At 61.8% G+C, this 12,987-nt stretch carries 15 protein-coding genes; 3 read left to right on the top strand and 12 right to left on the bottom strand.

Annotation, left to right across the window (positions count from 1 at the left end):
* Positions 1-182 precede the first annotated feature (182 nt).
* On the top strand, positions 183-1,583 hold the full coding sequence (locus ISX84_RS01210) for a helix-turn-helix domain-containing protein (RefSeq protein WP_195818495.1): 1,401 nt from the start codon (positions 183-185) through the stop codon (positions 1,581-1,583).
* 52 nt (positions 1,584-1,635) lie between these two features.
* Here ISX84_RS01210 and ISX84_RS01205 read toward each other — a convergent pair whose 3' ends face one another.
* The 8 genes from ISX84_RS01205 to ISX84_RS01170 all read right to left on the bottom strand — a co-directional run bounded on the left by ISX84_RS01205 (position 1,636) and on the right by ISX84_RS01170 (position 9,485).
* The gene (locus tag ISX84_RS01205; protein WP_326838683.1) at positions 1,636-2,289 is read right to left on the bottom strand and encodes a thermonuclease family protein; all 654 of its coding nucleotides are present in this window, start codon (positions 2,287-2,289) and stop codon (positions 1,636-1,638) included.
* A 77-nt stretch (positions 2,290-2,366) separates the two neighbouring features.
* Positions 2,367-4,025, bottom strand: a complete 1,659-nt coding sequence (gene betA, locus ISX84_RS01200) for a choline dehydrogenase (protein WP_195818493.1) — start codon at positions 4,023-4,025, stop codon at positions 2,367-2,369.
* A gap of 13 nt (positions 4,026-4,038) precedes the next feature.
* Positions 4,039-4,284: a DUF6552 family protein gene (locus ISX84_RS01195; protein WP_195818492.1), complete on the bottom strand. Its 246-nt coding sequence runs from the start codon at positions 4,282-4,284 to the stop codon at positions 4,039-4,041.
* Positions 4,284-5,741, bottom strand: a complete 1,458-nt coding sequence (gene betB, locus ISX84_RS01190) for a betaine-aldehyde dehydrogenase (RefSeq protein ID WP_195818491.1) — start codon at positions 5,739-5,741, stop codon at positions 4,284-4,286. Before betB ends, ISX84_RS01195 begins: the two co-directional genes overlap by 1 nt.
* A gap of 40 nt (positions 5,742-5,781) precedes the next feature.
* Positions 5,782-7,290: a choline-sulfatase gene (gene betC / locus ISX84_RS01185; RefSeq protein WP_195818490.1), complete on the bottom strand. Its 1,509-nt coding sequence runs from the start codon at positions 7,288-7,290 to the stop codon at positions 5,782-5,784.
* Entirely contained in the window at positions 7,290-7,862 is a 573-nt protein-coding gene (betI, locus tag ISX84_RS01180) for a choline-binding transcriptional repressor BetI (protein WP_195818489.1), read from the bottom strand. Before betI ends, betC begins: the two co-directional genes overlap by 1 nt.
* A gap of 78 nt (positions 7,863-7,940) precedes the next feature.
* Entirely contained in the window at positions 7,941-8,846 is a 906-nt protein-coding gene (locus ISX84_RS01175; protein ID WP_195818488.1) for a DMT family transporter, read from the bottom strand.
* 39 nt (positions 8,847-8,885) lie between these two features.
* Entirely contained in the window at positions 8,886-9,485 is a 600-nt protein-coding gene (locus ISX84_RS01170) for a LysE/ArgO family amino acid transporter (protein ID WP_326838682.1), read from the bottom strand.
* An 88-nt stretch (positions 9,486-9,573) separates the two neighbouring features.
* Here ISX84_RS01170 and ISX84_RS01165 point away from each other — a divergent pair, with 88 nt between their 5' ends.
* A complete protein-coding gene (locus ISX84_RS01165) occupies positions 9,574-10,476 on the top strand; it encodes a LysR family transcriptional regulator ArgP (protein WP_195818486.1) in 903 nt (300 codons plus the stop codon).
* 90 nt (positions 10,477-10,566) lie between these two features.
* Positions 10,567-10,836: a hypothetical protein gene (locus ISX84_RS01160; RefSeq protein WP_195818485.1), complete on the top strand. Its 270-nt coding sequence runs from the start codon at positions 10,567-10,569 to the stop codon at positions 10,834-10,836.
* A gap of 74 nt (positions 10,837-10,910) precedes the next feature.
* Here ISX84_RS01160 and ISX84_RS01155 read toward each other — a convergent pair whose 3' ends face one another.
* The 4 genes from ISX84_RS01155 to ISX84_RS01140 all read right to left on the bottom strand — a co-directional run bounded on the left by ISX84_RS01155 (position 10,911) and on the right by ISX84_RS01140 (position 12,972).
* On the bottom strand, positions 10,911-11,651 hold the full coding sequence (locus tag ISX84_RS01155) for a YebC/PmpR family DNA-binding transcriptional regulator (protein WP_195818484.1): 741 nt from the start codon (positions 11,649-11,651) through the stop codon (positions 10,911-10,913).
* Between the two features lie 71 nt (positions 11,652-11,722).
* The gene (locus ISX84_RS01150; protein WP_195818483.1) at positions 11,723-11,992 is read right to left on the bottom strand and encodes a hypothetical protein; all 270 of its coding nucleotides are present in this window, start codon (positions 11,990-11,992) and stop codon (positions 11,723-11,725) included.
* Positions 11,989-12,393 carry a helix-turn-helix domain-containing protein gene (locus tag ISX84_RS01145; protein WP_195818482.1) on the bottom strand — a complete coding sequence of 135 codons (405 nt, stop codon included), beginning with the start codon at positions 12,391-12,393 and terminating at the stop codon, positions 11,989-11,991. The genes ISX84_RS01150 and ISX84_RS01145 overlap by 4 nt, the downstream gene beginning before the upstream one ends.
* Before the next feature lie 81 nt (positions 12,394-12,474).
* Positions 12,475-12,972 (bottom strand): hypothetical protein, encoded by a 498-nt coding sequence (locus tag ISX84_RS01140; RefSeq protein WP_195818481.1) that lies wholly within the window; start codon positions 12,970-12,972, stop codon positions 12,475-12,477.
* Positions 12,973-12,987: the final 15 nt, after the last annotated feature.

The following is a 12,987-nucleotide window of genomic DNA, read 5'->3' as shown; positions in this document are numbered from 1 at the left end:
GAGTATCTGGAGCAATCCAGCTGCACGACCAAATTTACTGGCAGGGTGTGCGGAAAAACCTTCAGGTCCCCAAAATACAAAACCATTTGTTAACCAACATTGCCGCACCTTGTCCGTACTGATTTGCAAAGATAGCTTTGACGAATCTGCAAATTTGCAAACTACCGGGAGAGACGCGGGGGATGGCCACACAGAAACTCTATGCAGGTGCCAAGCTGCGCGAATTGCGCACGCGCCTAGGCCTGACGCAGAAGGACTTTGCCGCCAAGCTTGGTGTTTCACTGCCCTATCTGAACCAGATGGAAAACAACAACCGGCCGGTGTCCACCACGGTGGTGCTGGCCCTGGCGCAGGAGTTCGGGCTGGATGTTACCGAGCTGAGCACGGGCGACAGCGAACGGCTGGTCAGTGACATGCGCGAAGCCATGGCGGACCCGCTTTTCGCAGACGCCCTGCCCCCGGTCGCAGATCTGCGCCTTGCCGCGTCGAACGCCCCCGCCTTTGCGCATGCCTTTCTGGAGCTGCACCGCAGTTACCGCCAGATGCAGGAAAGGCTGGCGTCATTGGACGAAGCACTGGGCCGGGAAGATGCGCGATCAACCCCAAGCCCCTGGGAAGAAGTGCGCGATTTTTTCCACTATTGCGACAACTATATCGATGCTGTGGATCGGGCCGCCGAGCACTTTGCAAATAAGGAAGGCGGACATCGCAACATCCGGGTCGCCGCGGTTTCAGCCTTGGGAAATGCAAAGGTTTCCGTGCAGTTTGCAGATACGGACAAGCTGCGCAGTTTCGATCCCGACACCCGCGAACTGACCCTGTCGCGGCGCGCGCCACCCGAAAGCCAGACCTTCCAGCTGCTGCTGCAGGTCGCGCTGATCAAACAGGAGGCCTTGCTGGAAGCCACGCTGGACCTGGCGCGGTTCCACAGCGCCGAAGCCCGCGCGATTGCAAAGATTGGACTGGCGAATTACTTCGCGGGTGCCGCGCTGATGCCCTATGCCGCGTTCCAGCAGGAAGCGCGCACCTACCGCCATGATGTCGAGGCACTGGCAGGCCATTTTGGCGCCTCCATTGAACAGGTGGCGCACCGGCTTTCGACCCTCCAGCGCCCCGGCGCCAAAGGCATACCGTTTTTCTTTGTCCGGGTCGATCAGGCGGGCACGATCACCAAACGCCATTCCGCCACGCGGCTGCAATTTGCCCGGTTTGGCGGCGCCTGCCCGCTGTGGAACGTGCACCGCGCCTTTGAACTGCCCGGCCAGTTTCTGCGGCAATTGGCGGAGACCCCTGATGGTGTCCGCTACATCAATCTGGCGCGCGACGTGTCGAAATCCGCAGGCCGGTTCGGTGCACCCGTGCGCCGATATGCGATTGCCTTAGGATGTGACGTGCGGCACGCCAGCGATCTCGTCTACGCCGATGGCATGGACCTGAGCCGGGATGGCGCGTTTGAGCCCATCGGCATCTCCTGCCGGATTTGCGAACGGGCGAATTGCCATCAACGTGCGGTGCCACCGCTGGAACGCAAGCTGCGCGTCGATCCCAATCTGCGCGATGTTCTACCCTATCAGGTTGAATAGCGCGGTCTCGCGCCTGACGCGACATCCAAGCTTGTGACGCGCAGAGAAAGCGCTACCGTTTAGCTGCACGCCACCCGGCAAGTTGCGCAGCGCTTGCAGAGCAAAACCATCGCTCACCGCGTTCCGTGCGGATGCCGGTGCGTTCATAGTCGCGTTGTCCGGGCACATGGTAGATCCGGGTGCCCTGACTGGAGATATTGCCCTTCACAGGGCACGCGCGGTCAGGTGGGATCCGCCCAACGGCGCGTGTTGGGCGGAACTGGGATGGGTTCTGCACACGGCTGGCATGCAGCCCGATGTCCCGGATGGCGGCACCCTTCTCCGCAAAAACATAATCCTGCGCGTATTTCCGATAGGCAAAGGCCAGACCTGCGCTGACCAATTCATATCCGACATCCTGACCCGCCACGGTGCAGCGGGCCACGGTGCGATTATATTTGTCCGTGGTCACGGGCGTGCATTCGGCCATCCGCCCGCCAAACAGGGTGGTCACCTGATCGGTCACCCACTTGCCGCAGGCCCAAACCTGACCCTGCTCGGTCCTGCAGGTCTGATCGGTCTCGGGCGCGTCGATCCCATGGAGGCGCACACGAACGTCTCCCACGTCGACCGTGTCGCCATCAATCACCCGCACCGCGCCAGAGAACGCATTGCCCGCCAGAACACCACCCGGCAGCCAAAGTCCGGACACGACCATCATAATCATCACCATACGCATGCGCGCGGTATGACGACGCCCCGATGGTCACGCAAGGGAATTCGTTAACCAAGGTTACCAGGTGGTTAACGTTGGGCGGTCGCCCATGCCGGGTTGATCCAGGGCTCATCGTTGGACCGCGCCAATGGATCGCGGCCCAGCAAATGGTCAGCGGCCTTCTCGCCCACCATGATCGATGGCGCGTTAAGATTGCCGTTGGTGATCCGCGGGAAAATGCTGCTGTCGGCCACGCGTAGCCCGTCAACGCCGATCACCCGCGCCTCGGCATCCACGACCGCGTGGCGGTCATCTGCCCGCCCCATGCGGCAGGTGCCACAGGGGTGATAGGCGCTTTCGGCGTGTTCTTTGATAAAGGCATCCAGATCGGCGTCCGATTGCACCGCATCCCCGGGCTGTATTTCGTGTTTGACGAAGGGCTTGAAAGCCTCCTGCGCAAAAATCTCGCGCGTCAGGCGGATGCAGCGCCGGAAATCGGCCCAGTCCTCATCGGTCGACATGTAGTTGAAGAAGATACGCGGCGCATCCGCCGGATTGGCCGAAGCAAGGCTCACCGCACCGCGCGAGGGCGAGCGCATCGGCCCCACATGCGCCTGGAACCCGTGGCCTTCGGCGGCCACCTTGCCGTCATAGCGCACTGCAATCGGCAGGAAGTGGAATTGAATATCCGGGTATTGCACCCCCGGTTGCGAGCGGATGAAACCAGTGCTTTCGAACTGGTTGGAGGCGCCGAACCCCGTCTTGGTGAAAAGCCACTGCGCGCCGATCACCGCCTTGGACACAAGGTTCCAGTGTTTGTAGAGCGTGATCGGCTGGCTCGCCGCCATCTGCAGGTAGAGTTCCAGATGGTCCTGCAGGTTTTGCCCAACGCCCGGACGGTCAGCCACCACATTGATCCCGTGTTCGGCCAGATGGCTAGCCGGTCCGATCCCGGAGAGCATCAGCAGTTTCGGCGAGTTGATCGAGGAGGCCGCCAGTACCACCTCGCGGTTTGCCCGGATCACCTCGACACGGCCACCGCGACGGATTTCGACACCGACAGCGCGCCCGTCCTCGACGACCACTCGCTGTGCCAACCCGTTGATCAGGGTGCAATTGTCCCGTTTGAGCGCCGGGCGCAGGTAGGCATTCGCCGCAGACCAACGACGCCCCTGCCAGACCGTCTGCTCCATCGGGCCGAACCCTTCCTGTTTCTGACCGTTATAATCCTCGGTGGTATGATATCCGGCCTGGCGCCCCGCCTCGACGAAGGCGTGGTAGAGCGGGTTCTGCCGGGGACCCCGGCTGACATGCAGCGGGCCGTCGGCGCCGCGCCACGTCGGGTCACCACCATGGCCGCCGTCGTGCCAATTCTCCATCCGTTTGAAATAGGGCAGCACATCGGCGTAGGACCAGCCGTCGGCCCCCTGCTCTGCCCAGTGGTCAAAATCCATCGCGTGGCCCCGCACGTAGACCATGCCGTTGATGCTGGAGGATCCGCCAATCACCTTGCCGCGGGGACAGGCGAGACGACGGTTGTTCAAATGCGGCTCCGGCTCGGATGTAAACCCCCAGTCGTAGCGTTTCATGTTCATCGGGTAGGACAACGCCGCTGGCATCTGGATGAAGGGGCCCGCGTCCGTGCCCCCGTGCTCGATCACGATGACGGAGGCCCCTGCCTCGCTCAACCGATAGGCCATCGCACAGCCTGCGCTGCCCGCGCCCACAATTACAAAATCTGCTTGCATTTTATTCGTCCATTCAAGCGTTCAGATAGCCAATGAGCAGCGAGACAAATGCCCCGACATGCACGACCATGATCGCCTTGTCCTTCCACATCACACCCACCGCGAACCACAGAACGATGCCGCCGAAAAAGGCGAATACGTTCCATGGGACGATGTTCAGACCCGTCAGCCCGTAGCCGACCAACTGGATGGCCGTTGCCACCCATTTGACGATATCGACGGGTTGAAACCCCTCCGGTTTCTGCACCGCACTGGCCATCAGAAAGGCGCTTCCAGATCGCCCATACGGACGTAGACGGATTTCAGCTGGCTGTAGTAGGCGATGGCGGCCTTGGAGTTTTCGCGCCCGACACCGGAGGCCTTGGAGCCCCCGAACGGTGCCTCGACCGGTGCGTCATTGTAGGTGTTGATGTAGCAGGTCCCGGCCTCGAACCCGGCGGCCACGCGGTGGGCACGCGCCAGGTCGCGGGTGAAAACACCGGCAGCCAGACCGAATTCGGTGTCGTTCGCGCGGGCCATCACATCCGCTTCGTCCTCGAAATCAAGCACGGCCATGACGGGGCCAAAGATTTCTTCGCGCGCGATGACCATGTCATCTGCGACGTCGGCAAAGACCGTTGGGGTGAGGTAGAAACCGTCGCGGTCCAGCCGGGTGCCACCACAGACCAGCCGGGCTCCTTCAGCTTTGCCCTTCTCGATATAGTCGAGCACGATATTCATCTGCCGTTCGGAAACCATGGGGCCGAAACTTGTCTCGGGCTGCATCGGGTCACCGATCACCGCGGCCTTCAGGCGCGTGCTCAGCCGGTCGAGAAACGCCTCCTTGATGTCCTTGTGCACGAAGACGCGGGTGCCGTTCGAGCACACCTGACCGGAGGAATAGAAATTGCCCAGGATCGCGCCGCTGACGGCGTTGTCGATATCTGCGTCTTCGAAGACGATCATTGGAGATTTGCCGCCCAGTTCCATGGTGACGTGCTTGATCCCCTGGGCCGCGGCGGCATAGACCTTGCGGCCCGTGGGCACAGAGCCGGTCAGCGAGACCTTGTCGACACGCGGGTCGGTGACCAATGCGCCGCCGACGTCGCCCAGACCTTGCAGCACGTTATAGACACCGGCAGGCAGCCCTGCCTCATGCAGGATTTCGGCCACTTTCAAGGCGCAGAGCGGCGTGGTCTCAGAGGGTTTGAAGATCATCGTATTGCCGCAGGCCAGTGCGGGCGCGCCTTTCCAACAGGCGATCTGCGTCGGGTAGTTCCACGCGCCGATGCCGACACAGAGGCCCAAAGGTTCGCGACGGGTATAGACCCAATCCTCGCCCAGCTGGATATGTTCGCCGGTCAGCGTTGCAGCCATGCCGCCAAAGTATTCCAGCGCATCCGCGCCGCTGGTGGCGTCCGCCACGCTGGTTTCCTGATAGGGTTTGCCGGTGTCATAGGTTTCGAGCACGGACAGATCGTGATTGCGCTCCCGCATCATCTCCGCCGCGCGGCGCAGGATGCGGCCGCGCTCGGTCCCGGTCATGGCGGCCCATGTGATCTGCGCCGCCCGCGCGCTTTCGATGGCGCGCTCGATCAGCGCGGGTGTTGCGGCGTAGACCGTGGCGATCTGCTCGCCGGTGGCGGGGTAAATGACGTCGATGGGCGTGCCTGCGGTGTCTTCGGCGTATTCACCGTTTATGAAATGGCTGGCGGTAGGTTGGGTTGGATAGGTCATGATCGCCTCCGGGGGGCATATTTGAAGAACAATGAAAGGCTCAGTCACCCTTGGGGGCGCGTTTGGCATCTTCCAGCACGTTGAGATCCATGTGGTTGCGCATGTATTGCTCTGACGCGTCGCGCAGGGGCTGGTAGTCCCACGGGTAGTAGCCGCCTTGCCGCAGCGCGTCGTAGACGACCCAGCGGCGGGCCTGGCTTTTGCGCACGTCGGCGTCGAAGGCGGCGAGGTCCCAGCGGGCTTCGGATTTTGTTTTGAGCTGGCTGAGGGTGCCCTGATGGGCGGCGACCTCTGCGAGATTGGTCCGTTCATGCGGATCAGCGTCCAGATCGAAGAGCTGATCGGGATCGAGCGCGCAGCGGTTGTACTTCCACTTGCCGTAGCGCAGCGAGACCATGGGCGCATAGGTGGCTTCGGCGGCGTATTCCATGGCGACCGGTTCGCTGCGCTCCACCCCTTGGCCCATCGGGACAAGGGACACACCTGTGGTCCAGTCCTTCACCTCCTCCATGGACACGCCGGCAAGGTCGCAGAGCGTCGGGCAGACGTCGATGTTGGAGACGGGTGTGGTCTGCAGCCCCGGTTGCATCTGCGGCGCGGAGATCATCAGCGGCACGCGGGAGGAGCCTTCGAAGAAGGACATTTTGAACCAGAGACCGCGCTCGCCCAGCATGTCGCCGTGGTCCGAGACAAAGAGGATGATTGCCTCTTGCCGGGTGTCTTCCAGCGTTTGCAGGATCTCTCCGATTTTGTCGTCGAGATAGCTGATGTTGGCGAAGTAAGCGCGGCGGGAGCGGCGGATATCCTCTTCGGTGATGTCGAAGCTGCGCCAGTCGTTGGCGTCAAAGATGCGCTTGCTGTGCGGGTCCTGATCCTCGTAGGCGAAGGCCGGTACCTCGGGCAGCAGGTGGTCGCAGTCCTCATAGAGGTCCCAGTATTTCTTGCGGGCCACGTAAGGGTCATGCGGGTGCGTGAAGCTGACCGTCAGACACCAGGGGCGCGCATCGGCCCCGCGCGAGAGATCATAGAGCTTGCGGGTGGCGTTGAAGGCAACCTCGTCGTCATATTCCATCTGGTTGGAAATTTCGGCGACACCTGCACCGGTGACCGACCCCATGTTGTGATACCACCAGTCGATCCGCTCGCCCGGTTTGCGGTAGTCGGGCGTCCAGCCGAAGTCGGCCGGGTAGATGTCGGTGGTCAGGCGTTCTTCGAACCCGTGCAGCTGGTCGGGCCCGACGAAATGCATCTTGCCCGAGAGGCAGGTCTGGTAGCCTGCGCGGCGCAGGTGGTGGGCGTAGGTGGGCACCGACGACGGAAACTCGGCGGCATTGTCATAGACGCCCGTGGCCGAGGGCAGCTGGCCCGACATGAAAGCGGCGCGGCCCGGCGCACAGAGCGGCGAGGCGGTGTAGGCGTTGCGAAACCGGGTCGAGCGCGCGGCGAGTTTTTTCAGATTGGGCGCGTGCAGCCAGTCGGCAGGGCCATCCGGAAACAGGGTGCCGTTGAGCTGATCAACCATCAGGATCAGGATATTCGGGCGGGACATCAGCGCTCCTCCAGCAGCATGTTGAGTGTTTCCAGGGCGGTGCGCCGGGCGGCATCGGGGCTTTGTGAGCGCGAGAGGGCCGCGCGCAGGTAGAGCCCATCGATCAGGGCCGCCAGTGTTTCGGCATGTGCCTCCGGCCGCGACGTCAGCGGGCGCAGGGCATGGCTGAGGTTGGATTTCAAACGGCGCTGGTAGAGCTGCAAGAGCCGCAGCATTTCGCGGTTGGTCTGCGCCTGCGCATAGAGCGTCATCCAGGCGCTGACCGTCTGGGGCGAGAAACAGGTGTCCGAAAAGCTGGCCTCGATCAGCGACACCGCCCGCGCCTTGGGGGTGCTGGCCCGCGCGAGCCCCTGCCGCACTTCCGCGCCGAAATCACGCAGGATCTGGCGCATCGCCGCGAGGAATATCTGGTCTTTGCCGCCGAAATAGTGGTGCGCCAATGCCGTGGACATGCCCGCGCGTTTTGCAATCTGGCCAACGGTCACATCCAGCGACCCTTTGGAGGCAAGCTCCGCGATTGTCGCCTCCACCAATGCGGTGCGGCGGATCGGCTCCATTCCCAGCTTTGGCATGCGATTCCCCTTGTGACGGTGTTTCGCCTGCAGTAGCGGGTTTTTTATTGACTGGTCAATCAATAAAAAAGAGCGTGCTCAAACCTTGGTCGCATTTACGGTGGGCGTTGTCTCTCCCCGCTTCAGCACGGCTTCTCGCCAGGTGATGAAAACCACGGAGCCCAGAATGACCAGACCGCCCAGAACCACCCAGATATCAACGGCTTCGTCAAAGACCAGATACCCCAGCAGAACGGCCCAGATCAGTTGGGCAAAGGTCACGGGCTGGGTGACGGTCAAGGGGGCTGCGGCAAAGGCAAGGGTCATGGTGTAGTGACCTGCAGTGGCGAAACAGGCCACCAGGAAGAGCACGCCAAGATCGGCGAGACTGGGTGTGACCCAATGCGCCAGGGCAAAAGGCGCCAAGGTGATCGTCACGAAAATCGACAGCATGGCGACGACCACGGCGGGTTTGACCTCATCCGCCATGACCTTGGCCGTGAGGTACGATCCCCCAAAGGCAATGGCGGTGGCCAGCATGGCTAGATGCCCGCTGCTGATCTCGCGGAAGCCCGGGCGCAGGATCAAAAACGCCCCGGCGAGGGCGGCGAGAATGGCTGCGATCCGCCGGAAGGCCAGCCGTTCGCCCAGAAACAGCGCGGCCCCGATGGTGACATAGATGGGTGCCAGATAGTTCATCGCTGTGACATCCGCGATGGGGATACGGGCCATGGCATAGAACCACAGGATCACGCCGATCCCATGCATCACGCCGCGAAGGCCAAAGAGACGCCACTGCCGGGGGGTCAGATGCGCGGCGCGCAGCGCGCCGATGGCGGGGATCAGGAAAATCAGCCCCATCAGGTAGCGCAGAAAGGCGGATTCGGCGGGCGGCACGCGGGTGCCCATATGCTTCACCAACGCCGTCACCGCGATGAAACACAGCCCCGTGACAAGCATCCAGAAAATACCGACAACCGGGCGATGGGGGGTGCGGGTGACCATGTGCCATAGACAGCGTGTTTTGCCGCCCGCCGCAAGGGGTCAGGCCCACAATAATCCCGCGGCAATGGCCCACATGGTGAGCGCAATCAACCCGTCCAGCACACGCCAGCTGGTGGGGCGTCCGAAAAGCGGTGCGAGCAAACGGGCGCCGTAGCCGAGCATGAAGAAGAAGGTCAGGCTGGCCGACACCGCGCCAGCGCCAAAGAGCAACCGGTTGTCATATTGCGCCGAGATGGACCCGAGCAGGACCACCGTATCGAGATAGACATGCGGGTTGAGCCAGGTGAGCGCCAGCACGGTCAGGATCGTGGGCAGCAACGCGCGCTGTGTGCCGCCATCCGCCTGCAGCGCCTGCCCGCCCTGCCAGGCGGACCGCGCGCTGCGCCATCCGTACCACAGCAGAAAGGCGGCCCCGCCAAAACGCATCACAGTTTCAAACCAGGGCATGCGTTCCGACAAAGCGCCGAACCCGGCCACGCCCACAGCAATCAACACGGCATCAGACACCCCGCAGGTCAGGCACACCCAGAACACATGCTCGCGCCGAAGCCCCTGCCGCAGGACAAATGCGTTTTGTGCGCCGATGGCCAGGATCAGGGACAGGCCCAACAGGTAGCCGGGGAGGAAGGTATCAAACACGCGATCATCCTTTTGAGGTGCCGCATTGACTAGCGCGCCTCTCGACATTACTCAAATTAAACATGTGAAGCTTAATTAAGAACAACTAATGTCGATTGATCCCAGTCAGCTTGCGGCCCTTGCCGCCATTGTGCGCCACGGCAGCTTTGAGGCAGCGGCGGCCCATCTCGGCGTGACATCCTCGGCCATTTCACAGCGGATGAAGGCGCTGGAGGAGCGGATGGGGGCTGCGCTGATCTACCGGGGCCAGCCCTGCACCCCGACCGAGGCCGGCACACGCCTGGCGCGGCACGCCGATGACGTCGCCTTGCTGGAATCGCACGTGCTGCGCGACCTGTCCCCTGATCGGATGCAGCAAGCACCGCGTGTGCGTGTCGCCGTCAACGCCGACAGCCTTGCCACCTGGTTTGTGCCCGGGCTGACGCAGGCAACCGGCATGCTCTTTGATCTGGTCATCGACGATCAGGACACCTCCACCGACTGGCTTTTGCGCGGCGCGGTGAGTGCGGCGGTCACCGGACAGGCGCAGGCGGTATCGGGCTGCAACTGCACACCGCTTGGCGCATTGCGTTATATCGCGACGGCCAGCCCTGCGTTTTTTGACATATGGTTCAGCAAGGGTGTCACCGCGGCGAGCCTGGCCGCAGCACCCGTTATGACTTTCAACGCCAAGGACGCCCTGCAACACCGGTGGATCACGCAACAGACAGGTGAACGGCTGACCCCGCCCGCGCATCAGCTGCCCTCTACGCATGCCTTTGTCGATGCCGCGCTGGCCGGGCTGGGCTGGGGTCTCAATCCCCTGCCCCTTGTCAAAACCCATTTGCAGCGCGGCGCGCTGATCGAGCTCGTTCCGGAAAATCCTTTGGATGTGGAGCTTTACTGGCAGACCAGCCGCTTGATGACCGACGCGCTGGCCCCGCTCAGCCGCGGCATCAAAGCCGCCGCAGGGTCACATCTCGTTAAGAATACTCACGCAGGTGTGATGTGAAAAAATAAAATCACAGAAATCTTATCCGGGATGATTGGCGTATCCCTCTTTGTTCCCCATATGATAGGGATGCAACAAGGATGTGCTCAGATGCTGGACAATTCACACAACCTAGATCTTACGGCAAAAGACATCGAATTGATCGAGTCCGCGCTGCACACTCAAAAGAAGATCCTGTCCGTGCAAAGCGAAGCGGGCGGCAGTGGGGCCCGCAAGCGGCTTACCGATCTCAAGCACCTCATGAAGCGGATCAACCGAAGCACGTCGCGGCGGTCGATGGGCCAGCCGGAAACGCAGCGCCTCGGCTGGGGGCATTTCGCGCGGTCCCTTTTCTGCACCGATTGCAACCAACCGCGCTGATCCGGTTTCGGTCTGACGTCAAAAGCCGCCCACGTCCCCCGGGCGGCTTTTGGTTTTTTGGCGCGTGGCACAGTTCAGAGCTGTTCCATCACCTCATCGCTAGCTTCGAAATTCGTCGTGACGCGTTGCACGTCATCGTCATCTTCAAGCGCATCGATGAGCCGCATCAGTTTCTGCATGCTGTCGAGGTCCATCTCGGTGGTCGTTGTCGGCCGCCACACCAGCTTGGTGCTCTCGGATTCGCCCAGCTCCCCCTCAAGCGCCGTGGCCACCTCATTGAGATCGGTATCCGCACACCAGATCACGTGCCCATCCTCGGAGCTTTCGACATCCTCGGCGCCCGCCTCGATGGCTGCCATCATGACCGTATCCGCATCGCCCACATCAGCCGGGTATGTCACCTCGCCCTTGCGGTCGAACATGAAGCCAACGGAACCGGTCTCGCCCAGGTTGCCGCCGTTCTTGGTGAAGGTGGAGCGCACGGTCGATGCGGTACGGTTGCGGTTGTCAGTCATCGCCTCGACGATCACCGCCACACCGTTGGGCCCATAGCCCTCGTAGCGGATTTCTTCGTAATCGTCGCCATCGCCGACCTGGGATTTCTTGATCGCGCGGTCGATGTTGTCCTTGGGCATGGACTGCGATTTGGCTTCCTTCACCGCAAGACGCAGGCGCGGGTTCTTGTCGGGATCGGGATCGCCCATCTTGGCGGCCACGGTGATCTCTTTGCTGAGCTTGGAAAACAGCTTGGCCCGCACGGCGTCCTGACGTCCCTTGCGGTGCTGGATGTTTGCCCATTTTGAGTGTCCGGCCATTGGCACCCTCCATTCATTCTTTGAGTTTGGCGATGTGTATCCGTGACGCGCGGGACGCTCAACCCCTCAGCCTATCCCGTCATCATGGCCTGGAGGATCAGGAAGGCGCGGATGGCCAGACCAAGCGTCAGTGCCGCCAGCATGTAGTTGGGCATGACGCGCGCAAAATCCTGATAGTACCGCGCTTCTTCCCGTTTGAGCTGGACGGTATGCTCATCGGCATCGCGGGCCATCAGCCGGTCGGCCTCACGTTCGTACCAGCGGGACCGCAACAGGAAGGAACAGGCCCAGATCGCCGGGGCCAGGATCAGCGCGTCGGAAACGAGACCGGCCTTTGTCACTTTTTGACGGCGTTCAGCTCAATCCGGTAACCCAGCGCCTCGGCCAGGGCAAAGACCTTCCACAAGGTGGGTCCGGTCTTGGAAGCACCGCGGGCAATCCGCGATAACGCGGTATGGTCAAACCCGGATTGGGCGCCGATCTCACGCATGCTGAGGTCCGATCCGTTCAGCATCTGGGCAATCACCTGCGCCCCCAGCGTACGGGCCAATTCCTCACCAACATCGCGGAACACGGCGTGTTTCTCCGCCGGGTCAAGCGCGTCGAAGGCGGCATCAAAGGCCGCTTCGTCCAAGGCAGCAAGCGGTGGGGCGGTGGTTGTCGAGGTGCGTGCAGCCCGCCGGGCGCTCGCCCGTTTGGGTGCTTTGGCCTCGGCCCCTGCATTGGTTTGTACATCAGTCATGGGTCATCATCCGTTTGTGGCGATCAGAACTGTTGTCTTGCAAAGCAACACTTAGGCAATAACGCCCTCTCTGTCAAGGTTTTACCGCGCGGTGGTCGAAGGCTTTGGCAAGGCCCGCACGTCTGCAATGAGCTTTTTTGCAAGTTTTTTGTCGCGCAGGGCAGTCAGGTGTCTGTTGCACTCGGCCAGTGTGCCGACCACAGGGAAAGCCAGACGCCGGTCGGGCTGTTCCGTATAAACAACCAGACAAGCCAGTTCGAACCTGCGGGACCGGAACCGCGCGAAATATCCTTCGGGATCCGGATCGTTCAGCCCTGCAATGTTCTGAAACAACAGCGGTTTTTCAATCTCGCAGAGAAACGCCCCGAATTCGGGGGGCGGATAGCTGTTCTTGACGTGCCGCGCCTGATCAATATGGCTCCAGCGCAGATGATCAGGATTGCGCCAGCTGTATTCGACCCCATCCAGATACTTCCTGAGCTTGAACACCCGGACCTTGGCCCTGGCCGCCGCCCTCGGCGCCAGCTTGCCAGCATTCTCCAACGCGGTCAGAAATCCGTTGGTGATTAAAAAGTTCAAATCAGACATAACCGC

Origin of the sequence: Roseobacter sp. MH60115, assembly GCF_015644665.1 — a bacterium.
Taxonomy (GTDB): Bacteria; Pseudomonadota; Alphaproteobacteria; order Rhodobacterales; family Rhodobacteraceae; genus Roseobacter.
Note: the sequence above shows the minus strand (reverse complement) of the source record. Positions and strands in the feature narration are given on the sequence as shown.